The sequence below is a fragment of the Propionimicrobium sp. PCR01-08-3 genome, assembly GCF_030286045.1.
Lineage (GTDB): Bacteria > Actinomycetota > Actinomycetes > Propionibacteriales > Propionibacteriaceae > Brooklawnia.
Genome location: NZ_CP127390.1, coordinates 1380324 through 1402383 on the forward strand (window position 1 = coordinate 1380324; position 22060 = coordinate 1402383).

Genomic DNA, 22060 nt, shown 5'->3' on the forward strand with positions numbered 1-22060 from the left:
AGTGGGCGATCACGACTTGGCAATACTTCTGGTGCGCCGGAACAACTCGATCACTTCTCCAGGGGAACTTCGGCAGCAATCATGTCGGGTCGCGGCCCTTTCCGGATCGTGGATTCAAAAGCATTCAGAGCATCGGCCGATACATTCCGATGTGCTGGATGCCTGCCTCATCGTACGGCTCGCCGAAACGGACGAATCCGGACTTCTCGTACAGCCCCGCGGCATGTATCTGAGCGTGTAATACGAACGGATCGTCCGGATGTGCGGCGAGCACAGTCTCCAGCAGCTGATGGGCGAGCCCTTGGCTGCGGGTCGACCGGGCAGTGGCCATGCGTCCGATCACCCACACGGCAGCGGGCACATCATCGGGCTGCACCTCGTCGTCAGCCGGACGAAGCAGTCGCAGATAACAGACGACAGCGACTTCCGGGTCACTGATCCACCAGTGCTCCGTATCGGCGAGCGCGTCGCGTCCGTCGAAGTCTTCATCCTCCACACGTTGTTCAAGCGCAAAGACGTCATACCGGAGCCGCGCAATCTCGTAGAACTCATCGAGAGACAGTTCGGCCCAGCGAGCGTGATGAATCTGTAGTGCTGAAGTCGAGATCACTTTTCGTCTGTTTCCTGCTTGTGCAACTTCCTGAGCTCGTCCTTCGCGTCATCGAGCACTTTGCGTTGCTCGGCGCCCAGTCCGCTACCGGCACGGTTGATGTAGAACGTGAGCATTGACATCGCGGACCGATAGGGCGATGAGGCCTTACGTCGGTTCGAGTTCTCGGCGGACTCCATCAGCGATCGCGCGATGCGCTTCGGATCCTTCCACGTGAAGACACCGTCGTCGAGATCCAAGGCGTCCGAGTGCTCAGTGACATTTTGTGACCACTTCTTGCTATGCATATCTCCATTGTGCTGCGCGGCACCTGCTGATCGAATGCGGACAGCCGATCCGCAACCCACGGGAGCCGGCAGCACTATCGGTATACGCGCTCGGTTATCGCGGGCAATTCGAGAAGTGCCTGGGCCACCTCGGTTGTGGTGATCAGGCAAGTGGGAACTCCCGATCGGCAGATCGCATAGATCGCGTTGACCTTGGCGAGTGTTCCGGCGACTGCGACCACAGAAGGAATGGCCGCCAGCTGCTCCACGCTGATGGAAATCCGGCAGTCGTTCAGCGGAATGTCCAGGTAGCGTCCATCGGCGTCGAAGAAAAGGCCGTTGGAATCGGCCACAGCCCCGGCCCTATCGAGGAGGCGTGCATCGGCGGCAGACAGGTGCTCTTCGAGCTGGGTGACGCGGGTGTCCCATGCCCCCACGGAGAGGAATGCCAAATCGATCTCGTCGTACAGCGCAAGCACCTCTGCGACGGACGGTTCGGCTCGCTGGGCCCGAGCCACATCGGGCGATGAACAGAACAGGGGAGCGATCAACGCCTTTCCCACCGAATTGGAGTGCTGGGCTATCTGGCCGAGTATCGCGATGGGGGACTGAGAGGCATCATTGCCGATCACACCGGTGATCTGAATGAACTGGGCGTCGGGCAATGTGTCCACGTGTGAGGCGATCGCCATCAGCGTCCTGCCCCACGAGAAGCCCACGTTTGATCCCTCGTGAATCTGACGACTGAGGGCTTTCGCCCCGGCCTCACCGAGCGTGTTGCGCTCAGCCACCGTGTCAGAGTTGGGTGGTACCAACTGAACTGCCGCAAGGCCAAGATGGACGCGCAGCTGTTCGGTGAGCGCCGAGTAGTCCTCGTCCGGATTGCTGATGGTGATGTGGACGATCAACATGTTGGGCGCCGACCGGAAGGAAGAATTCCTCAAGTTCTATAGCGGCAGGCTTTCCTCCGAGTGGGCATTCCCGAAGCTCTTGAAGCTTTACGAAGAGGCACCGGATGTCTTTTCTGCCGCCGCCAAAGTATATGAATTGTGCGATTGGCTCGTTTCTTTGCTCGTCGGCGCCGAGTGTCGAGGGGCCGCGGTGGCCGGGTACAAAGAGACGTACCAACCCACTACCGGCGGCTATCCCGATGCCAAGTTCCTGGAGGAATTGGCATCCGGATTCTCCGCTGTCACCGCAAAATTGGGCAGCGAGTTCAAAGCGCCGGGTGCTTCCGCCGGCACCATCACTTCGGAATGGGCCACTGAATTGGGACTCACACCGGACACAATCATTGCCAGCAGCAACCTGGACGCCCACGTGGCGGCTTTGGGAGTGGGCATCTCCAATCCGAACGAAATGCTCCTGGTCATGGGAACCTCGGTATGCAATCTCATGATGACCCGTGATTTCAAGGAGGTCAGGGGAGTCAGCGGAACGGTCTTTGACGGTCTGGCTCCCGGCTATTGGGCCTACGAGGCGGGCCAAAGCGGCGTGGGCGACACCTTTGGCTGGTTCGTGAACAATCTCGTTCCGGAGCGCATTCAGCGTGAGGCGCAGGCCGCGAACTCGGATATCTTCTCCTTGCTCGAAAGACGAGCGCAGACGATGAATCCCGGTGAAACCGGGCTGCTCTGCTTGGACTGGTTCAACGGCAATCGATCCACCCTCCAAGACGGCGGATTGTCGGGACTCGTCATGGGCCTGACCATCGGGACTCGAGCCGAAGATGTCTATCGTTGCCTGCTTGAAGGTGCGGCTTTCGGCCAGCGCCAGATCTTCGATGCATTCGCAGATGCAGGAGTCGAGATCGAACGTGTCGTCGCATGCGGCGGAATTGCGCTCAAGTCCCCTCTTTTCATGCAGATCCTGGCAGACGTCCTCAACAGGCCGGTCGAGGTGAACTCGTCGATGCAGGGCCCGGCAGTAGGCGCCGCCCTGCATGCGGCAGTCGCGGCAGGGGAGACCCGCGGTGGATTCTCTTCCTTCGAGGCCGCATGCGAGATCGCGCCCGCAACGGCAGCCACCTACGAACCCGATCCCGCTCGCTCGTTGCGATATGCCCCACTCTTGAAACTCTATAAGCAGCTATACGACGAATTCGGCGATAAACAACCCGATCGCATGCACATGCTGAGAGACATTTCGGCGAAAGCGTCCGTGCATTAGGTAGCTATCTTTCGATGGGAAATGGCCATTTTCGAAGCAGAAGTACGCCCACTTGTCCAAACAATTAGACATCTCCATAAATAGCAAGATCCGACACATTATCGAAAGGAAAACCATGAGGAAGACTCGTTCGACCGCCGCCGCAGCGGTTGCGGTCGCGGCCACGCTGGCATTCACTGGGTGCTCTGGCGGCGGCACGACCGCGAACGGCTCGGGAGGCAATGACTCCCAGACCGTTATCAATATCGTCAAACTGTCCGGCGGCGACTGGTTCAACCGCATGGACGTATTGGATCAGGAATGGGCTCAGCAAAACCCCGGCTGGACCGTGGTGCAGCGTGCCGGAGACGACGCGTCCGAAGAGAAACAAATCGCGATCATCAACGACGCCATTCCGCAAAAGCCACTGGCACTCACCGTGGTCCCCAATTCACCGCAATCAGTGGAGGCCGTCCTCAAGCGCGCTCAGGATGCCGGCATCATCGTCGTCACCCACGAAGCTCCGGACATCAAGAATGCCTCCGCCAATATCGAGGCCTTCGACAATAACGCCTATGGCGCCTTTCAGATGGACAAGCTGGCCGACTGCATGGGCGGCGAGGGCCAATACGCTCATATCGTCGGTTCGCTGACCGTTGCGTCCCACAATGCCTGGGCGGTCGGCGCTCTCGAAGAAGCCGAAGCCAATTACCCGGACATCACACGCGTCGCCGACCCGATCTCGTCCGACGAAAACGAGGACACCGCATATCAGCGCGCCAAGGAGCTTCTCTCCACCTACCCGGATATCAAAGGCTTCCTCGGCTCGGCTTCGACTGATATCGCCGGTATCGGGCGCGCCGTCGCCGAAGCCGGCCTCGAAGACTCGACCTGCGTGATCGGGACCTCCACTCCTTCGACCGCCGGCGAGCTCCTGAAGACCGGCGCCGTCGATGTCATCACGGGATGGGATCCGGGTCTGGCCGGCCAGGCGATGCTCGAAGCGGTGCAGATTCTCGCCGATGGCGGCACGCTCGAAGACGGCATGAATCTGAATGTTCCCGGATATGAGGCCATGACGAAGGATCCGGACCAAGAACACAACTTCTACGGCAATGCCTGGATCGCGATTACCCCGGACAACCTGGACGATTACCCGTTCTAAAACCAAATCCAACACACAAGTGACGAGGGGCCGTCACGAGATGGTGGCGGTCCCTTGTGCAAGGGAAGTTAGATATGGAATACGCTCTGGAAGCCGAAGGCATCAACAAGTCATTCGGTGGCGTAAAGGCCTTAGTGGATGTGGATCTCAAAGTTTCTCCCGGAGAAGTTCTTTGTCTGGCGGGCGCCAATGGATCTGGAAAATCCACAATCATCAAGATCATCTCCGGCGTGGAACGCGCCGACACCGGAACCATTCGGGTCAATGGGCAGCCGTTACCACCCGGCTCTGCCATCGATGCCGTCAAGGCCGGCATCCAAGTGATCTTTCAAGATATGTCGCTATTCCCCAATCTCACGGTTGCGGAGAATATCGCCATATCGTCGCGAGTTGCCAACCGGTCGCGTACGGTCACCCAGAAGGAGGCCCTCGCCCTGGCGCGCTCCATCGCCGACCAACTCGGAGTGAAGCTCGACTTGGACGCACGAGTCGGTGATGTCTCGGTCGCGGACCGCCAACTGGTGGCAATCTGCCGCGCACTGGCTCTGGACGTCAAAGTCCTGTTCATGGACGAGCCCACCACCGCTTTGACCTGGACCGAGATCCAGTCACTGGTGCGCATCGTCAACGGGCTTCGCAAACGCGGCGTCGCCATCGTCTTCGTCTCTCATAAGACTGAAGAGGTCTTCATGGTGTCCGACCGCATCGAAGTGTTGCGGAACGGCAAGATGGTTGTCGAAGGGCCGACGGGCACTTTCACTCCGAACTCGCTGATCGAGGCACTCTTGGGCTACTTGCCCAATGAGGATCGCATAGTCTCCGATCTCAACCCTGCCGCGGGAGAGATACCCGCGTTGCGGGTAACGGGACTGGGAGTCCAAGATCTGTTCGCGGACGTCAGCTTCGACGTCCGCAAAGGCGAGATCGTAGGGCTCACCGGACTCCTCGGGTCGGGCAGATCGGAGATCGCCGAGTCGATATTCGGAATACTGCCGTCCGATTCCGGACAGATCGAAGTGGACGGCACCCGGACCGTCGTGCGCTCGGTTCGCGACGCAATCGGCGCCGGTATCGCCTACGTTCCCGAGGATCGCCTCACCGAAGGAATCGTGCTCGATCAGAGCATCGGAGTGAATCTGGTATCCGCAGCGCTGGAGAAGACCGCAGGATTCGCAGGTGTACTCAAGCCGACAGCGATGAAGACAGCGACGACCGACCTGGTGGACCGCTTCGCCATCAAGACCGATGACCCCGCCAACCCCGTTTCGTCGCTTTCCGGTGGAAATCAGCAGCGCGTCGTGCTGGGCAAATGGATGTTCACTGACCCCAAGGTATTGATTCTGAACGGTCCGACCGTCGGAGTGGATGCCGGTTCGAAGGCCGCGATTCTCCAACTGCTCCGTGATTCGGCTTCGGCCGGAGTCGGCATCCTGGTCATTTCCGACGATCTGCCAGAACTCGTGTCCGTATGTCACCGCGTATTGATCGTGAAACGAGGACGCCTGGTGGACGAGATCGCTCAAGAGGCGATCAGCGAAGAATACGTCCGAGAAAGGATCTACGCGTGAATACGGACGTCAATGAACAACAATCATGGCCCGCGCGGGTTTGGTCGGTCATCCGGGGTGAAAACAACGAAGGACTGCTCCTTCTCATCATTCTCGTCCTGCTGCTGATCTTGCAGTTCAGCGCGCCGGGTTCGATATCGCTGAGGTTTGCCGCCGATATCCTCCGTTCTGGAATGGTGACCTTGGCGCTCGCATTGGGGCTGTCGATGGTCATCACTTCTGGCGGCATGGACGTGTCATTCCCGGCCATCGCGATATTTGCCGGATATGCGACCGTCGTGTTGTTGCAGGCTCTCGGTCTCGACGGCAGAGTGTGGCCATTTCTCGTCGCAGCGCTCATGGGTCTGATACTCGGAAGCCTGAACGCCGTGCTGGTCGCCCGATACCGGATGGAAACGCTGATCGCCTCCCTCGCGACCCAGGTCATCATCAGAGGCGCGCTCATCGCCTTCGTCGGTAGCGCCTACATCTCCACCTTGCCCGCAAAGCTCGGCTCGGTGGGAACGACCTCGCTGTTTCATATGGGTGGCGCGCCGGTCAACATTCTGATCGTCCCGATTCTGCTGGCCTCGGTTGCGTTGTGGTACGTCATGAATCACACGATGTTCGGCCGCTCGATCTATGCCATCGGCGGGGACAAAGAGTCGGCTAGGCGCATCGGTATTCGTGTGCCTCAGGTCCAGGTGTGCATCTATCTGGTGGCCGGGACCCTCGCCGGAATGGCGGGGCTGACCCACGTCGTCCTTTCTCAGCACGCGTCGCCGTTCGAGCTGGTGGGAACCGAACTCAATGTGATTGCCGCCGTGGTCATCGGCGGAACTCCCGATACCGGTGGCCGGGGATCGGTCAAGGGCACCATCCTGGGCGTCATCTTGGTCTCGGTGCTGCAAAACAGCCTCATCCGCATGGGTATTTCAAGCTATTGGCACACCCTAGTGATCGGCGCGGTCATTCTTCTCTGCGTCGCCGTTCAGGCTCGGACGATGGCCATGCGCACCCGCACCGGCAAGATCCTTGAAGAAGCCGAGGTCTGAACATGTCTGATATCGAACAGAAACAAACCTCCAAGACCGCGCAGCGCAAGCGTGCCTTCAACTTGGCCGGACAGTCCGGTTACACCGTCGGTCTGACGGGTATGGGGGTGTTGGTTGCGATCATCTTCCTGGTGATCAACCCGTCGGTGTACGGCTCGATCTTGAACGTCCAATCGATTGCATTCAGCGTGCCCGAAATCGCGATCCTCGCGCTGGCGATATCAGTGGCCATGACGACCGCAGGCATCGATCTATCCATCGTTGCTGTGGCGAATCTGGCCTCGCTCTTCGTGGCGGTGATATCCACCTACGGAGCTACGGTCGGATGGACGGATTTTCTCACCACGCTGATCGCTGTCGGCGGTGCGCTGCTGATCGGAGCAGTTTGCGGTGCATTCAACGGGTTCATGGTGGCGACATTCAAAATAACGCCGATCCTGACGACCTTGGCCACCATGCAGGTGTATTCCGGCATTGCCATCATGGCGACCAAGGGACAGGCTATGTATGGATCCACGAATATCCTGCTGAGTCTCGGTACCGAGAATCTTCTGGGTATTCCGCTGGTGTTTTGGCTTTTCGTGCTGGTGACGATCATGGTCGCGTTCATCATGAGCCGCACCACATTCGGGGTGAAAATCACGATGATGGGCTCCAATCCGAACGCCTCTCTTTTCAGTGGCTTCAGAATCCCGAATCTCACCATTCGCACGTACCTGATGACCGGAATTCTGGCGGCTATCGCCGGCATCGTGATGGTCTCCCGGACCGGTGCTGCTTCCGCTTCCTATGGGGACTCGTACCTGATGCTGGCAATCACCATTGCCGTGCTGGGTGGCGTCAATCCGTTCGGCGGCAAGCGCGCCATCGGGGGTGCGGCGATCGCTGCGCTCGTGCTCCAGATGATTTCGTCCGGTTTGAACATCAATGGAGCGAGCCCCTACATCTACCAGATCATTCAGGGCTTGATTCTTGCGGGCGCAACCGTGGTCGCATTTGAGCGTAGGCGCCACGCCCAGCGCGCCATCCGTACCAAGGCACGCCTCTCGGCGGCAGATAGAAAGGAGGCGGCCATCAATGTATGAGTCGCAGGAAATGATCGATACGGCGCGGGATTTCGTGCATCGCGAGGCCGAGGCGGTCGAAGTCGTCGTCGACCAAATCGGTCCCGAGTTCGTGGACTTCGCGAAAGAGGTCTTGGCCGTGAAGGGCAAAGTCATCGTCACCGGCGTTGGCACATCCGGGACGGTCGCGCATCGTTTTGCGCACCTACTGAGCGTCACCGGCACCCCCGCCTTCTATCTGTCGCCCGTTGACGGGCTGCACGGCAGTCTTGGCGTGGTCACCGAGGACGACTTGGTGATAGCGATTTCCAAGGGCGGAGAATCCACTGAACTGAACGAGATGCTCACGAGGTCAAAAGATCGCGGTGCATCGACGGCAGCCCTGACGTCCTCTCCGGATAGCTCGCTGGCGCATGTCGCTGATCATTCGGTTGTTGTCGTCAGCCCCAACGCCGATCTCGGCGGAGTCGTCGCCATGGGGAGCACTCTGGCTCACGAGGCATGGGGCGACGCCCTGTGTATGACGTTGATGAGACTGAGCGGCTATAGCTGGGACAAAGTCCTTCACAGTCATCCAGGTGGCGCGGTGGGGTTGAAGAGTCTGGACGACATCGTCCAAGGATGACTGGTCCATGCGCCGACCGGAGATAGCCTCCGATCGGCGCAGTAATCCTCGAAGAAATGTCACGACCAGGAGAACGAGCACATGACCAGTTATCCCATGACCTTCTTTGTCGACTCGGCGAGTCGTGAACTGGCCGAACCCTGGCTGCAATCGGGAATCGCCAGCGGGCTCACGACCAATCCCACCATCCTCAAGAGGGCAGGCGCACGCCTATCGGACGTCCCCGAGATCTATCGATGGGCACTAGGTGCCGGTGCCGAGGAAGTCTGTTTCCAGACCTGGGGAGGTTCCGAAGACGAGTGGTATTCGAACGCGATGCGGCTGCGCGAGTTCGCTCCGGACGCGGTCATCAAGGTACCCGGAACCTGGCGGGGAGCCGCGGTCACCTCCCGACTGCGGAAGCAAGGGGTCACCGTATTGCTCACGGCGGGTTACACCCATCAACAGATCTTCATCGCGTCCGTTTTGGGAGCGAAGTACATAGCCCCGTACTTCAATCGGATGAAGCTCGCTGGGCGTGATGCGCTCGCCGAGTTCGGTAAGATGACCGCGGCAATACCGCAAGACGGCACGGATACCTTGGTGCTGGCGGCCTCGCTCAAATCCGGAAAAGATGTCTCCGACCTGGTGGGTGTCGGAGTCCGCGCATTCACGGCGGCGCCGGAAGTATTGGACGACCTCCTGCGAGATGATCTGGTGGATTCGGCAGTCGAGGCCTTCGAAGAGGACATGCGCGGACTTATTTAGCAGATGAATGCACAAGAACTGTGAATTGTGCATTCATCCAGCGATATCGCAATGAGAATCAGATAACTACCTGCCTCGAACACCTGACTTGTTGCAATATCGCCTGCGGAACTTGTTTGATAGTCAGTCCTCGAGAATCAACTTATGGACGGCGCGAATCAGCCACGCCAGATAGGCGTCCTCGGCCCACCCCGACTCGGTCACCAGTTGGATGTATCCCTCCGGCGAGATGATGAAGGAGAACTCTGCGGCGAGTTCTCCGTCCGAGCGAGAGCTGTGGCACATGCCCTTCTGGCGGTACGCCTCGATCGAGCGGAGCATGTCGTAGTGCCTGTTCTCCTGTTGCGCGGTGTATCGATCGGCAACCGCATGATCGGACGCTGCGGCTTCCAGTAGCCGTGGCCACAATTTGGCCACGGCTGCATTCGCGTACGCGATGAAGCCCAGATGGAAAGCCAGAAACTCCTCACCCTGCAGGGGAGCGGCCTCGGTGCCGAGTTGGCGATGATGCAGGGGCCCCTCGCCCTCGTCTCCGGCAAATGCTTGATCGAAAGCAGCCAGCAACAGCGCCGACTTCGGTCCGCTCTGTTTCACAGTCTCCGTCGAGACCCCAGCCCGCTCGGCGATCACCGCGAGCGACGTTCTCGAATAACCCAGTTCACCGAAGCTCGACGCAGCCGCCGTCAGTACCCGACGGCGAGTCTCGGCAGCCTGGGCCTCTCGCAAAGGCGAGCTGTATCGAGGCATTTACTTTCCCCTAAGGGTAGTGAATACTTTATGAGGACAGTTAATACTGTAGCAGCGGACGAGACCGCTGTCCTGGTGATTTCGGATCTGCACCGCGTTGGTCAGACGGTGCCGCTTCCTCGTCCGAGTGCAGCTCAGCGGACGATGAATGCCCTTGTGGTTCACAACCCTCTGCCTCACAAACCCTTCGGCGACAAGGACACGGACACGTCATGTTTCCATTCAAAAAAGCAAGCAAGCGCACTTTGAGCACTCGTACCGAATCGGCGGACGACGCCTCCCGAATCCCACCCCAACGATCGGGCCGGCCGTCGCAAGCGTCGGTGCTGCCGGGTGAGGAATTCCAAGCCCTACGCGGCAAGCTCCACGGAGACCTGTATCTGCCGGGCGACGACGAATGGGATTCTGCCCGCTCGCCATGGCAGTTGCTGGTTGACCAGCGTCCGGCGGCGGTGGCAGATGTCGCAGACCCCTACGACATCGTGCTGACGATTCGTGAAGCGCAGCGTCTCGGACTCGCCGTCGCACCACAGTCAACGGGCCACGGCGCCGAAACCTTGAATTGTCAGGGCGCGATTCTCCTTAGAACTGCACGGCTGAACACGATCACCATCGATCCCGAATCCGGCACCGCTCACGTCGGTGCGGGGACGACCGCCGGTGCACTCGCGGCGGCCGCGCAAGAACATGGCTTCGCGGCAGTGTTGGGCATGGCGCCTTCGGTCGGCGTGACAGGAATGACCCTCGGCGGCCTCGGCTGGCTCGCACGTTCCCACGGTCTGGCCGCCAACAGCGTGATCGGAATCGAGGGTATCGACGCCAACGGCGAGGTCGTCTATGCCGACGCCGCACACGATGCGGACCCCTTCTGGGCAATGCGAGGGGGAGTAGCGCCCATCGTTGTCACATCACTGACGGTGCAACTGCACCGGCTTCCGGCTCTGCACGCCGGCGCGCTGATGTGGCCGATCGCAGCGACGACACAGATCGTGGGGGCGTGGCGTGCCTGGATCGCCGATCTGCCCGAGTCGGTGACCTCCTTGGTGCGGGTGCTCCGACTTCCGCCGCTCCCCGATATTCCCGAGCCCTTGCGAGGGCAGGCATTCGTCGCGATCGAGGCGGCCCTACAGACCGAGCCGGCAGAGACCAATCGGCTCTTGGCACCGCTACGCGACTTGCATCCGGTGATGGACAATATGCGTGCGATGAAGCCAGCCGAACTCGCCTCGGTACATGGCGACCCGGTAGATCCGGCGCCCGCCTTCGGACGATCGGTCTTGCTGTCAAGCATCACGCCGGAAACGATCGACGCCTTCATCGCTGCCAGCCTCGCGGATACCTCTCATGCGTTGCTGTCGGTCGAGTTGCGTCATCTCGGCGGTGCGCTGGCTCCTGGACGCACGCCGGGCGGGGCGGGTCTGCGAGGTGGATGGTGCGGGATTGGTCCATTGTGTCGGGATCGTGCCGGCTCCGCAGGCGGCACCTGTCGTCCACGCCGCCGCGGACGCCATAGCCGAAGCGCTGTCACCCTTCGCTTCGACGACCGTGGTGAAGAACTTCACCGAGCGGGCAGTACCGGCAGAATCCCTCTATGGCGCCGCAACCGGCAAGCTCCGCGAAGTCGCCGCAGTCTGGGACCCGGATGGCGTGATCAGACTCAGCCATCCGCTCGATGCATGACCGGTTCACCGGCTGCTAACGCAACGTCGCGAGACGGGACGCTGCCTCTCGCAGCACATCCTCCTGCTTGCAGAAGGCGAAACGCAGCAGCGAGCGGTAGCGTTCCGCATGCTCGGGGCGGACGAACGCGGACGCCGGAACAGCTACCACTCCGCAAAGCTCCGGCAGTTTACGGGCCAGATCGGCGGCATCGGCGAACCCGATAGACGCGGTACCGACCAGAACGAAATAGGTGCCGCTGGGGCAGAAGGGCTCCAGGCCCGCGCGCCGAAGTCCATCCATCAGGATGTCACGCTTGCGCTGTAGATCGGCGGCCACGCCGGCATAGAAGTCGTCGTCGAGTCTCAGCCCCGCCGCCACGGCCGGCTGAAAGGGGGCTCCGTTCACGTAGGTCAGATACTGCTTGACCGTCAGCACCGCACGGATGAGTTCGGCCGGGCCCACGGCCCAACCGATCTTCCAGCCGGTCACCGAGAAGGTCTTGCCGGCCGACGAAATGGTGATCGTCCTGTCGCGGGCGCCGGGCAATGTTGCGATCGGCACATGAGTCGCGGCGTCGAAAACAAGGTGCTCGTAGACCTCGTCGGTCACGATGATCGCATTGTGCCGAACCGCCAGATCGACGATCCGTTGCAATACCTCGGAAGTGAAAACCGCACCGGTCGGATTGTTCGGGTCATTGACGATGACCATCCGGGTCTTGTCGCTGAATGCCTCGTCCAGCTCATGGAGATCAGGCTGAAAGGTCGGCGGCACAAGCCCGACCGTGACGTGCTCACCGCCGGCCAGGCCGATCGCTGCAGCATAGGCATCATAGAAGGGCTCGAAGGTGATGACTTCATCGCCGGGTCTCACGAGTGCCAGCACGGTTGCCGCGAGCGCCTCGGTGGCGCCGGCCGTGACGATGATTTCGGACGCAGGGTCCCACTCCAGCCCGTAGAAACGCTGCTGATGCTCGGCAATCGCGGCCAGCAGGCCGGGCTCACCACGTCCGGGAGAGTACTGGTTGATGCCCTGGGCGATTGCGGCCTTGGCAGCGTCCAAGACCACGCGAGGCCCGTCGGTATCGGGAAAGCCCTGGCCGAGATTGATGGCCCCGGTTCGCCTGGCGAGGTCGGTCATCTCGGCGAAGATCGTGCTGGCAAGCTGACCGTTGGAATCGAGCAATCCGGCAAATTGAGCGGTCCGCTGCCAGGGGCCGTCGAGCGCGGGACGGGCGGTGCCGATGATTGGCGATGAAGAGGGCATGATTTCCTTAGACCAGCAAGAGCGGGGTACCCGGTGGGTTCAGGCTCAGTTTACCGAGCCTCAATTCGATCCCGGCTACGGGTCGGATCTATACTCATTCGTGATATCGGGTGCATCGGGATATCAATTACCGAGGCTGTGGAATGTGAGCATGCACATCGGCGTGTAACAGAACATGTTCTCGGAGGTCCGGGCTACTGGCGAGCTCAGGCAGGAAATGTTGCTGACAGGTTACGACCTGCAATCTGATTGTGAACTTTGCAGCTGCTGTGACTACTGTCGAGTCATTGTGACGGGCCACCATGGTCCGTGCACCGCTCTAATTCTCGAAGAGAAACGAGGAAATTGTGAAGAGACGACATAAGGGCCTGGGCGCCATTGCCCTGGTGACTGCCGCCTCCTTGGCCCTTGTTGGTTGTGGGTCGGGCGGCGACGGCGGTTCGGGTGGCGGCAACGATGGCGCCATCATCAGCACCAATGGAACCGAGCCGCAAAAGCCCCTGATCACCTACGACACCACAGAGGTCGGCGGTGGCCGGATTCTCAAGCAGATCTATGCCGGTCTGGTGTATTACGACGCCGATGGTGCGGTCCAGAACGAGATCGCCGAATCCATCGACAGCGACGACGCCACGTTGTGGACGATCAAGCTGAACGACGGCTGGACCTTCACCAACGGTGAAGCGATCACCGCCCAGACCTTCGTCGACACCTGGACCCACGCCGCCACCGACCCGGCCGGCGCCTACTGGTTCACCAACGTCGAGGGAGTCAGCGAGGACGGCAGCACCGAGCCGACCGGACTCACCGTTGTCGACGATCTGACTTTCACCGTTCAGCTCACCCAGCCGGAATCGGACTACCCGCTGCGGCTCGGCTACGAGGCCTACATGCCGTTCCCCTCGGTTGCCTTCGACGACATCGACGCCTACGGCGAGAACCCGATCGGCAATGGCCCCTACATGCTCGACGGCGAGGGTGCCTGGCGGCACGACGAGGGCATCACCTTGGTGAAGAACCCCGATTACAAGGGTGGACGCGCCCCGCAGAACGACGGCGTCGACATTCGCTTCTACACCACCTTGGAATCGGCCTATGCCGATGTGCAGGGCGGAAACCTGGATGTGCTCGACCAGATCCCGGATACCGCTTTCGGAACCTACGCGTCCGAGTTCGACGGCCGTAACGTGAACCAGCCGGCCGCTATCTTCCAGGCCTTCAACATGGGCTTCTACGTCGAAGGCTTCGGCCAGGACGAGGAAGGCGCGCTTCGCCGCCAGGCCCTGTCGTTGGCAGTCAACCGCGACGAGATCACCGACACCATCTTCCAGGGCACTCGCACGCCTGCAACCGACTTCACATCCCCGGTCATCGCCGGATACACCGATCAGCTCGAAGGCGCCGACCTGCTGACCTACGACCCGGATCGTGCCAAGGACCTGTGGGCTCAGGCGGACGCCATCAAGCCGTTCTCCGGCAACCCGATCACCATCGCCTACAACTCTGACGGTGGCCATCAGGCCTGGGTGGATGCTGTCGCCAACAGCATCTCGAACACCCTGGGCATCCCGGCCGAGGGCCAGCCCTACCCGACCTTCGCAGCGGCTCTCGACGATCGCGAGAACCAGGTTCTCACCGGTGGCACCCGGGCCGGCTGGCAGGGCGACTACCCGTCGCAGGCCAACTTCTTGTCCCCGCTGTACTCGACCGGCGGAACGTCGAACTACGAGGGCTACTCGAGCCCCGAGTTCGATCAGAAGCTGGCTGACGCCGCGGCGGCCTCCTCGGTCGACGAGGCCACTCAGCTGTATCACGAGGCTCAGGAGATCCTGCTGACCGATATGGCCTCGATTCCGCTCTGGTACCAGAACGCGGTGTCCGTGTGGAGCGAGTCCGTGAACGATGTCACCATCGGCTGGGACTCCGTACCGCTCTTCTACCAGATCACCAAGGCCTGATCTGGTCGCGGCATCTATCTGCCATGGTGCCCGGGACACGCTGATGTCCCGGGCACCATGCCGGGATGCGTGATCAGTGTTCCGTCATGTCTTTTGACTACATTCTCGACTAGGAGCCGTCGATGCTCAGATACATCGGCCGCCGGCTGTTGCAGCTGATCCCGGTATTTTTCGGGGCGACCTTTCTCATCTATCTGATGGTCTTCGCTCTTCCTGGTGATCCCATCGCAGCGCTCTTCGGTGATCGGCAGCCTTCGCAGGCCGCCATCGATGCGATCCGTGCCCAGTATCACCTGGATGAACCGTTCATCAATCAGTACTTCTATTACATATCTGGTCTCGTCCAGGGAGACTGGGGAACCTCGTACACCGGTCGTCCGGTCATTGAGACGATGGCTCGTGCCTTCCCCATCACCTTGCGTCTCGCACTGATGGCCCTGAGCTTCGAGGCCATCGCCGGTATTCTGGTCGGCCTGGTCGCCGGTCTGCGCAAGGGCAAATGGTTCGACGCGTCCGCGCTGGTGGTCAGCCTGCTGCTCATCTCGGTGCCGACCTTCGTGATCGGCTTCCTGCTCCAACTGATCTTCGGTGTCAAACTCGGCTGGGCACGAACCACCGTCTCTCCGGGAGCTCCCTGGGGCGAACTGGTGCTGCCCGCAATCGTGCTCGCGAGTGTCTCGTTCGCATACATCGTGCGGCTTACTCGCTCGAGCGTGTCCGAGAACCTCTCCGCCGACTTCGTGCGGACCGCCACTGCCAAGGGCCTGTCGCGCCGACGCGTGATCATGGTGCACGTGCTGCGCAACTCCCTGGTGCCTGTGGTGACCTTTCTCGGTGTCGATCTCGGAACCTTGATGGTGGGATCGATCGTCACCGAGGGAATCTTCAACGTCAACGGTGTGGGCGGAACCATCTACCGGGCGGTCACCATCGGCGACGGTCCAACGGTCGTGTCATTCGTCGCGGTGATGGTCGTCATCTTCATGCTCGCCAACCTGTTGGTCGACATCCTCTATGCCTGGCTCGACCCGAGGATCCGTTATGCCAAGTAATGCTCAGCTCCATCAGGAGCATTTTGTCGCGCCGGTCGATCAGACTCCGCTTCGAGCCGTCGACGCCGTCGATGTCGAGGGAAAGCCACGCACCACCTGGGGGGACGCGTGGGAATCGATGCGCCGGCGTCCGATGTTCTGGATTTCATCGGTGCTGATCGTGCTCATCATCGTTGTGGCGATCTTTCCCGGCATCTTCACCTCCGAATCGCCGAGTCAAGGCTGTTTGCTCGCCAACAGCGACGGCCGGCCCGAGCCGGGCCACCCCTTCGGCTACACCCGGCAGGGCTGCGACGTGTTCGCCCGCGTCGTGTTCGGCGCCCGGGCCTCCGTTCAGGTCGGTCTGATCGCGACGATCATGGTTGTGATTGTCGGCGGCATCGTCGGCGCGCTTGCCGGATACTACGGTGGCTGGCTGGACGCGGTGCTCTCTCGCCTGGGCGATATCTTCTTCGCCATCCCCACGATTCTCGGCGCGATCGTCCTGATGTCCAGTTTCCCGGCACGTAACCCGATCTTCGTTGCCCTGGTCATCGCCTTGTTCGCGTGGCCTCAGATCGCCCGTATCATGCGCGGCGCGGTGATCAGTGCGAAACAGTCCGACTACGTGATGGCTTCGCTGGCGCTCGGTGTGTCACGTTTCCGGATCCTGCTGCGTCACGTGCTGCCGAATGCCATCGCTCCGGTGATCGCGGTCGCCACGGTCTCGCTGGGAACCTATATCGTCGCGGAGGCGACCTTGTCGTTCCTGGGTGTCGGACTCCCGCCGACGGTCATGTCATGGGGCAACGATATTTCTCAGGCCCGCGCATCGCTGACCACCAACCCCATGCCGCTGATCTATCCGGCCGGTGCACTGTCGGTGACGGTTCTCTCATTCCTGATGCTCGGCGATGTCGTCCGAGACGCCCTTGACCCGAAGGAGCGTGCGCGCCGATGACTGCAGCGCCAACCCAATCGCCGACCACTGAGCCACTGCTGGCCATCCGTGACCTGCACGTGAGCTTTCAGACGAAGTCCGGTGAAGTGCCTGCCGTGCGCGGTGCCGACCTCACGATCTACCCGAAGCAGTGGGTCGCGATCGTGGGCGAATCCGGCTCCGGCAAATCCACCACCGCGCAGGCGATCATCGATCTGCTGCCCGGAACCGGCAGGATCAAGCAAGGCTCGATTCTCTTCGATGGCACCGACCTGTCGAAGCTGTCGTCCAAGGACCTGACCGAGGTGCGCGGCGCGCAAATCGGCTACGTGCCGCAAGACCCGATGTCGAACCTCAACCCGGTGTGGACGATCGGCTTCCAGGTCGAAGAGGCGATCAAGGCCAACAACGTCGCGCACGGTGAACGGGCGGTGCGGGAACGGGCGATCGAGGTGCTCACCGAGGCCGGGCTTCCGGACGCGAAGAACCGGCTCAAGCAGTATCCACACGAGTTCTCGGGCGGTATGCGACAGCGCGCGTTGATCGGCATCGGCCTGTCGGCGCGTCCGAAGTTGTTGATCGCCGACGAACCGACCTCGGCACTGGATGTCACGGTGCAGCGCCGGATTCTTGATCATCTCGAGACTCTGACCGACGAATACGGCACCTCGGTGCTGTTCATCACCCACGATCTGGGGCTCGCCGCGGAGCGTGCGGAGCATCTGGTCGTGATGTATCGCGGACGCGTGGTGGAGTCCGGCTCGTCCAAGGAGATCCTGGCCGCACCCAAGCATCCCTACACCCAGCGGCTGGTGGCGGCGGCCCCCAGTTTGGCGTCCCGGCGTATTCAGTCGGTGCTGCACGACGACACCGTCCAGGTTTCCGATAAGGGTGCACCCGACGAAGCGCTGCTGGAGCGCGCCGCTGAACGCGACGAGGCTGCCGCCGAGGCGTCCGGTAATTTCATCGAGATCATCGACGCCCGCAAGGTGTTCAAGCTGCGTACCCGCAAGCTGTTCGAGAGGCGTGAACTCGTTGCGGTCGACGATGTCAGTCTCATGGTGAAGCGCGGCACCACCTCGGCGATCGTGGGGGAGTCGGGCTCGGGCAAGTCGACTCTCGCCAAGCTCTTCTTGAAGCTCGAACCGCTTTCCGGCGGCACGATCCGGTTCGACGGCAAGGACATCAGTGGCGCCTTGGGCGGCCACGAGCTGATGGAATTCCGCCGCCGGGTTCAGCCGGTCTTCCAGGATCCGTACGGCACGCTTGATCCGCAGTACAGCGTCGGCAACACGATTGCCGAGCCACTCGCCGCGCACGGAATCGGGACGCCCGCCGAACGCCAGGCCAGGGTACGTGAACTCCTCGACCAGGTGGCGTTGCCGTCCGGCACCCGCGATCGGTATCCGAGCGAGCTTTCGGGAGGCCAGCGTCAGCGAGTCGCCATCGCACGCGCGCTCGCCCTCAAACCCGAGGTGCTGGTGTTGGACGAGGCCGTGTCTGCTCTCGACGTTCTCGTCCAGGGACAGATCCTCAATCTGCTGACCGAACTGCAGACCGAACTCGGGCTGACCTACCTGTTCATCACCCACGATCTGGCGGTGGTGCGGCTGGTGGCCGACAATGTCTGTGTCATGCAAGAGGGCCGGGTCGTGGAGACCGCAAACACCGATGAGGTGTTCGACAACTCCCAGCAGCCCTACACCCGTGAGTTGCTGGCAGCCATTCCCGGAGCGAATTTCGTCTTCGGCTCCTGATCCATCGCACCGGTTGCCCGGGAACGTGCCGGCTGAGTTCGCCGATCGACCGCACGCACCTATGTGAGCAGACTGCTCGCCAAGTTGGGCGCGCGAGACCGCGCCCAACTCGTGATGTTGAGCTACGAATCCGGCCTGGTCACTCCCGGACAGATCACCGACGACGACGCCCGACCTTCATCTTGATACCTGATCCCATAGCGACGCCCACTGATCGGCGGACAAGTCTCGTGGCAGGTTGCCCGGACGAATATTCGAAGCGGTCAGCGCGTGCGATACGCGTCCACGGGACAAACTCGTGGCGTTCTGGACGATACGCAGCAATGTGCCGCCGCGTCCGGTGAACACGGACCGGACGAAGTGCTCGTACGCCAATCGCTCACTACTGCACACCAGCGGTGATGGTCTGCGCCGGACTTGCAGAATGCCGCCGTCCACACTGGGACTGGGAGTGAAGTAACGGGCCGGCACGCGTCCGCAAAGCGTGAAGCTGAACCAGGGCGCGGTCTGGGCGGTCATCATGGTGCCTCCGCCGACACCCGCACGCTTGCGTGCGACTTCCCACTGAGTCAACAGCACCGCCTGCTGCCAGAGGTCGCTACTGAGCAGCCTCCGCAAGATGGGAGTCGTGAGATGAAACGGGATGTTTCCCACGATGACGGGTTCCTGCAGCGGGTAGCTCAGCGCGTCCGCGCATCTCACGGTGACCTGTGGGAGCGCGCGCTGTAGCCGCCGCACTCGATGCTCGTCGATGTCGATGGCGGTAAGTGGACGGCCGAGCTGAGCCAACGCCCGTGTGAGGGAACCGTCTCCGGCCCCGAGTTCGAGTATCGACTCGTCGCCAGCGGCAACGAGTTCGATGATCTGCTTGATCGTCGGTTTGTGATGAAGGAAATTCTGGCCGAGTTCGTGCCGGCCGCCGTGAATGGATCGAGGCATGGGTGCGCTCCAAGAAAGCTGAGATGGGGCGCCCCGAGATCGGCGATGCAACAGACGAAGATGAGGTGTGCAGATTCGCCGTTCCGAGGCGCAATGGGCTCTCGGACGGACGACGCACTCAAACGTGCAGACCGAGCGCGCCGTCAGGCGCGGCGATCGCGAACGCTGGGGTTGTGCGCCATCACGAAGGCGCGAATCAATGTGACACTCACAACGTCGAGGCTACCAGGCCATATCCGCGATAACCCGGCCCGCTGCAAAGGCTCGATTAGGTGTGGGTATCCTAAATACATGAGCAATGTCATTGGCCTGTTGTGTGAGCGGGGCCTGGATCTGATGGACGACGTCACCGCCGGCCAGGATGGCTGTGTACCGATGAGTCAACTTCGTGCAGGGCAGCGCGGAGTCATTGCAGGTTTTCGTGATGTCGATGACATGGCAACCAGTCGCCGCCTGTTCGATCTCGGCTTTTCGAGTGGCACTGAAGTCGAGTTCATCCGACGAGCCCCACTGAGAGGTCCCCTGATGTTCCGCGTCGCGACCAATGAGATGTTACTGCGCAAGCCAGAAGCCGATCTGGTGATCGTCCGGCCTTCATGAGTCACTGCGAACTACCCGCCGAGCAGGCGGCAACCGGAAGCCGGCGAATCGCCCTGATAGGCAATCCGAACGCCGGAAAATCCACCCTGTTCAACGCGTTGACCGGATTGTCCGCGAAGGTCGCCAACTATCCGGGAGTGACGGTCTCCCGCTCGGTCGGAACGATAAAGACCGCTCGCGAATCGATCGTGTTGGAGGACCTGCCGGGCACCTATTCGCTGGATCCGATCAGTCCGGACGAGAAGGTCGTCGCCGATGTCATCGACGGCGAAGGCGATCACCCGGATGCAGTGGTCGTCGTACTCGACGCCACGTCGTTGCGCCGTTCGCTGGGACTGCTGGCCCAGGTACAACAGCTGGCGCTGCCGACTCTGGTGGTGCTCACCTTCGCCGACGAATTGGCCCGGCGCACCGGGACCGTCGATTTTGCGGCACTTTCTCGCGCGGTCGGAAACGATGTCATCGCCGTCACCTCCGGCAACCGCAACCAACTGGCCGAGCTCGTCGGCAAATTCGAGGATCCGGCTGGCTGGCAGCAGCCGATGGTGCCCGCGCCGACCAACCCCAGGCAACTGACGGCCTGGGTGGATTCTGTGCTCGCGAGCGCCTCCTACCGCAATCCCGAGCCCGATAGCCGTACTCGCCGAATTGATTCGGTTCTCCTGCATCCTGTCTGGGGAACGCTCATCTTCGTCGCAACCATGATCGTGTTCTTCCAGGTCATCTTCACCGTGGCCGCTCCGCTGCAGGGACTGATCGAAACTTTCTTCGGCTGGCTCGGAGAACTTGTCAGCACGCACATCACGATCGGATGGCTGGCCGGGCTCCTCGGAAACGGGATCATCGGGGGAGTCGGCAGCGTCCTGGTATTCCTGCCGCAGATTGCTTTGCTGTTCGCGATGATCGAGATCTTCGAAGCCACCGGGTACATGTCCCGGGTGGCCTTCCTGATGGACAAAGTGATGGGCCAGGCCGGACTCGAGGGGCGTGCTTTCGTCGCCATGCTCTCCTCGGTTGCCTGTGCTGTGCCCGGAATCATGGCGACCCGCTCCCTGCCGTCGGCACGCGACCGGATAGCGACGATGATGACGGCGCCGCTGATGACCTGCTCGGCAAGGCTGCCGGTCTACACGATGCTGATCGCGATGCTGGTGCCCTCCGACGCGAGGTTCGGCCCGCTCGGGCTGCAAGGTCTGGTGCTGTTCGCGATGTATCTGCTGGGCGCCTGCGCAGCGATGGCGGCGGCCTGGGTCTTCAAGCATCTGCTGCATGGCCAGGGCCGGGCGCTGCCGTTCTATATGGAGATGCCTTCCTACCGCGTACCACGTCTTGGTGAGATCGTGCGGGCAATGTGGGATGCCTGTAAAGACTTCGTGATGCGCGTCGGCAAAATCATCCTGGTGCTCACCATCGCCATTTGGGCGATGCTCAGCCTTCCGGTTGTTTCTGACCAGCAGATGTTGGCCGCGGGTGTTGATCCGGACGATTCGGCGGCCGCCGCCGAATACCAGATCGACAATTCTGTCGCGGCCGGCATCGGCAAAACGATTCAGCCGGTCTTCGAACCGCTTGGTTTCGATTGGCGAATCACGGTCGGCCTGCTCTCGGCGATGGGCGCCCGCGAGACCTTCGTGGCCACCATGGGGCAGCTGACCGCAGCCGAAGACCCGGATTCTCCCGGCGCCGCACTCGAAGAGATGACCTGGATCTCCGGGCCGCATCAAGGCGACAGACTGTTCACTCCTGACGTCACGGCCGCGTTGTTGGTCTATTTCGCTTTCGCTTTGCAGTGCACGTCGACGGTTGCCGCCCTGAGACGAGAATCCGGCAGCTGGAAGTGGCCGGGTATCGCTTTCGGCTACATGACTCTGTTGGCGTGGGTGTCGGCTTTCGTCGTCAGGGCTCTCGTGAAGGCTCTGGTTGCGTGATGACC

At 61.3% G+C, this 22060-nt stretch carries 20 protein-coding genes and 1 pseudogene; 15 read left to right on the forward strand and 6 right to left on the reverse strand.

What is annotated here, in order from left to right:
* Window positions 1-124 precede the first annotated feature (124 nt).
* From QQ658_RS06335 to QQ658_RS06345, 3 genes are all read right to left on the reverse strand, one after another.
* Window positions 125-610, reverse strand: a complete 486-nt coding sequence (locus QQ658_RS06335) for a GNAT family N-acetyltransferase (RefSeq protein WP_286026806.1) — start codon at window positions 608-610, stop codon at window positions 125-127.
* A complete protein-coding gene (locus QQ658_RS06340; protein WP_286026807.1) occupies window positions 607-897 on the reverse strand; it encodes a DUF3175 domain-containing protein in 291 nt (96 codons plus the stop codon). Before QQ658_RS06340 ends, QQ658_RS06335 begins: the two co-directional genes overlap by 4 nt.
* Before the next feature lie 74 nt (window positions 898-971).
* The gene (locus QQ658_RS06345) at window positions 972-1787 is read right to left on the reverse strand and encodes a sugar-binding transcriptional regulator (RefSeq protein ID WP_286026808.1); all 816 of its coding nucleotides are present in this window, start codon (window positions 1785-1787) and stop codon (window positions 972-974) included.
* On the opposite strand from QQ658_RS06345, the gene QQ658_RS06350 reads away from it, so the two are divergent.
* The 7 genes from QQ658_RS06350 (at window position 1765) to QQ658_RS06380 (ending at window position 9227) form a co-directional block, all read left to right on the forward strand.
* A complete protein-coding gene (locus QQ658_RS06350) occupies window positions 1765-3045 on the forward strand; it encodes a ribulokinase (RefSeq protein ID WP_286026809.1) in 1281 nt (426 codons plus the stop codon). The two genes, QQ658_RS06345 and QQ658_RS06350, sit on opposite strands and share 23 nt — an antisense overlap.
* Before the next feature lie 115 nt (window positions 3046-3160).
* Complete coding sequence (locus QQ658_RS06355) at window positions 3161-4189, forward strand: substrate-binding domain-containing protein (RefSeq protein ID WP_286026810.1); 1029 nt, start codon at window positions 3161-3163, stop codon at window positions 4187-4189.
* Between the two features lie 74 nt (window positions 4190-4263).
* Window positions 4264-5757 carry a sugar ABC transporter ATP-binding protein gene (locus tag QQ658_RS06360; RefSeq protein ID WP_286026811.1) on the forward strand — a complete coding sequence of 498 codons (1494 nt, stop codon included), beginning with the start codon at window positions 4264-4266 and terminating at the stop codon, window positions 5755-5757.
* Complete coding sequence (locus QQ658_RS06365) at window positions 5754-6791, forward strand: ABC transporter permease (protein ID WP_286026812.1); 1038 nt, start codon at window positions 5754-5756, stop codon at window positions 6789-6791. The genes QQ658_RS06360 and QQ658_RS06365 overlap by 4 nt, the downstream gene beginning before the upstream one ends.
* Before the next feature lie 2 nt (window positions 6792-6793).
* Window positions 6794-7876, forward strand: coding sequence for an ABC transporter permease (locus QQ658_RS06370; protein ID WP_286026813.1), 1083 nt, complete (start codon window positions 6794-6796; stop codon window positions 7874-7876).
* Entirely contained in the window at window positions 7869-8480 is a 612-nt protein-coding gene (locus tag QQ658_RS06375; protein WP_286026814.1) for a KpsF/GutQ family sugar-phosphate isomerase, read from the forward strand. Before QQ658_RS06370 ends, QQ658_RS06375 begins: the two co-directional genes overlap by 8 nt.
* A gap of 81 nt (window positions 8481-8561) precedes the next feature.
* Window positions 8562-9227 carry a transaldolase family protein gene (locus QQ658_RS06380; protein WP_286026815.1) on the forward strand — a complete coding sequence of 222 codons (666 nt, stop codon included), beginning with the start codon at window positions 8562-8564 and terminating at the stop codon, window positions 9225-9227.
* A 123-nt stretch (window positions 9228-9350) separates the two neighbouring features.
* On the opposite strand, the gene QQ658_RS06385 is transcribed toward QQ658_RS06380, so the two are convergent.
* Window positions 9351-9974, reverse strand: coding sequence for a TetR/AcrR family transcriptional regulator (locus QQ658_RS06385; protein ID WP_286026816.1), 624 nt, complete (start codon window positions 9972-9974; stop codon window positions 9351-9353).
* A gap of 212 nt (window positions 9975-10186) precedes the next feature.
* Here QQ658_RS06385 and QQ658_RS15400 point away from each other — a divergent pair.
* Both QQ658_RS15400 and QQ658_RS06390 read left to right on the forward strand, forming a co-directional pair.
* Window positions 10187-10798, forward strand: a pseudogene (locus QQ658_RS15400) (FAD-binding oxidoreductase); the annotation flags it as partial.
* Between the two features lie 637 nt (window positions 10799-11435).
* Window positions 11436-11654 carry a hypothetical protein gene (locus QQ658_RS06390; RefSeq protein WP_286026817.1) on the forward strand — a complete coding sequence of 73 codons (219 nt, stop codon included), beginning with the start codon at window positions 11436-11438 and terminating at the stop codon, window positions 11652-11654.
* 15 nt (window positions 11655-11669) lie between these two features.
* Here QQ658_RS06390 and QQ658_RS06395 read toward each other — a convergent pair whose 3' ends face one another.
* Window positions 11670-12902 carry an aminotransferase class I/II-fold pyridoxal phosphate-dependent enzyme gene (locus QQ658_RS06395; RefSeq protein ID WP_286026818.1) on the reverse strand — a complete coding sequence of 411 codons (1233 nt, stop codon included), beginning with the start codon at window positions 12900-12902 and terminating at the stop codon, window positions 11670-11672.
* Between the two features lie 347 nt (window positions 12903-13249).
* On the opposite strand from QQ658_RS06395, the gene QQ658_RS06400 reads away from it, so the two are divergent.
* The 4 genes from QQ658_RS06400 (at window position 13250) to QQ658_RS06415 (ending at window position 18588) form a co-directional block, all read left to right on the forward strand.
* Complete coding sequence (locus QQ658_RS06400) at window positions 13250-14860, forward strand: peptide ABC transporter substrate-binding protein (protein ID WP_286026819.1); 1611 nt, start codon at window positions 13250-13252, stop codon at window positions 14858-14860.
* Between the two features lie 122 nt (window positions 14861-14982).
* Window positions 14983-15912, forward strand: coding sequence for an ABC transporter permease (locus tag QQ658_RS06405; protein ID WP_286026820.1), 930 nt, complete (start codon window positions 14983-14985; stop codon window positions 15910-15912).
* Window positions 15902-16852, forward strand: coding sequence for an ABC transporter permease (locus QQ658_RS06410; protein ID WP_286026821.1), 951 nt, complete (start codon window positions 15902-15904; stop codon window positions 16850-16852). Before QQ658_RS06405 ends, QQ658_RS06410 begins: the two co-directional genes overlap by 11 nt.
* Window positions 16849-18588, forward strand: a complete 1740-nt coding sequence (locus QQ658_RS06415; RefSeq protein WP_286026822.1) for a dipeptide ABC transporter ATP-binding protein — start codon at window positions 16849-16851, stop codon at window positions 18586-18588. Before QQ658_RS06410 ends, QQ658_RS06415 begins: the two co-directional genes overlap by 4 nt.
* A gap of 177 nt (window positions 18589-18765) precedes the next feature.
* Here the strand turns inward: QQ658_RS06415 and erm are convergent, their stop codons facing one another.
* Complete coding sequence (gene erm, locus QQ658_RS06420; RefSeq protein ID WP_286026823.1) at window positions 18766-19527, reverse strand: 23S ribosomal RNA methyltransferase Erm; 762 nt, start codon at window positions 19525-19527, stop codon at window positions 18766-18768.
* Between the two features lie 291 nt (window positions 19528-19818).
* Here erm and QQ658_RS06425 point away from each other — a divergent pair, with 291 nt between their 5' ends.
* Together QQ658_RS06425 and feoB are read left to right on the forward strand one after the other, a co-directional pair.
* On the forward strand, window positions 19819-20127 hold the full coding sequence (locus QQ658_RS06425; protein ID WP_286026824.1) for a FeoA family protein: 309 nt from the start codon (window positions 19819-19821) through the stop codon (window positions 20125-20127).
* 56 nt (window positions 20128-20183) lie between these two features.
* Window positions 20184-22055 (forward strand): ferrous iron transporter B, encoded by a 1872-nt coding sequence (gene feoB, locus QQ658_RS06430; RefSeq protein ID WP_286027049.1) that lies wholly within the window; start codon window positions 20184-20186, stop codon window positions 22053-22055.
* Window positions 22056-22060: the final 5 nt, after the last annotated feature.

Coding starts and splice junctions, on each gene's coding strand:
- QQ658_RS06340 (WP_286026807.1), bottom strand. CDS start 897: ATGCATAGCAAGAAGTGGTCACAAAATGTCACTGAGCACTCGGACGCC.
- QQ658_RS06350 (WP_286026809.1), top strand. CDS start 1,765: ATGGTGATGTGGACGATCAACATGTTGGGCGCCGACCGGAAGGAAGAA.
- QQ658_RS06345 (WP_286026808.1), bottom strand. CDS start 1,787: ATGTTGATCGTCCACATCACCATCAGCAATCCGGACGAGGACTACTCG.
- QQ658_RS06355 (WP_286026810.1), top strand. CDS start 3,161: ATGAGGAAGACTCGTTCGACCGCCGCCGCAGCGGTTGCGGTCGCGGCC.
- QQ658_RS06360 (WP_286026811.1), top strand. CDS start 4,264: ATGGAATACGCTCTGGAAGCCGAAGGCATCAACAAGTCATTCGGTGGC.
- QQ658_RS06370 (WP_286026813.1), top strand. CDS start 6,794: ATGTCTGATATCGAACAGAAACAAACCTCCAAGACCGCGCAGCGCAAG.
- QQ658_RS06375 (WP_286026814.1), top strand. CDS start 7,869: ATGTATGAGTCGCAGGAAATGATCGATACGGCGCGGGATTTCGTGCAT.
- QQ658_RS06380 (WP_286026815.1), top strand. CDS start 8,562: ATGACCAGTTATCCCATGACCTTCTTTGTCGACTCGGCGAGTCGTGAA.
- QQ658_RS06385 (WP_286026816.1), bottom strand. CDS start 9,974: ATGCCTCGATACAGCTCGCCTTTGCGAGAGGCCCAGGCTGCCGAGACT.
- QQ658_RS06395 (WP_286026818.1), bottom strand. CDS start 12,902: ATGCCCTCTTCATCGCCAATCATCGGCACCGCCCGTCCCGCGCTCGAC.
- QQ658_RS06405 (WP_286026820.1), top strand. CDS start 14,983: ATGCTCAGATACATCGGCCGCCGGCTGTTGCAGCTGATCCCGGTATTT.
- QQ658_RS06410 (WP_286026821.1), top strand. CDS start 15,902: ATGCCAAGTAATGCTCAGCTCCATCAGGAGCATTTTGTCGCGCCGGTC.
- QQ658_RS06415 (WP_286026822.1), top strand. CDS start 16,849: ATGACTGCAGCGCCAACCCAATCGCCGACCACTGAGCCACTGCTGGCC.
- erm (WP_286026823.1), bottom strand. CDS start 19,527: ATGCCTCGATCCATTCACGGCGGCCGGCACGAACTCGGCCAGAATTTC.
- QQ658_RS06425 (WP_286026824.1), top strand. CDS start 19,819: ATGAGCAATGTCATTGGCCTGTTGTGTGAGCGGGGCCTGGATCTGATG.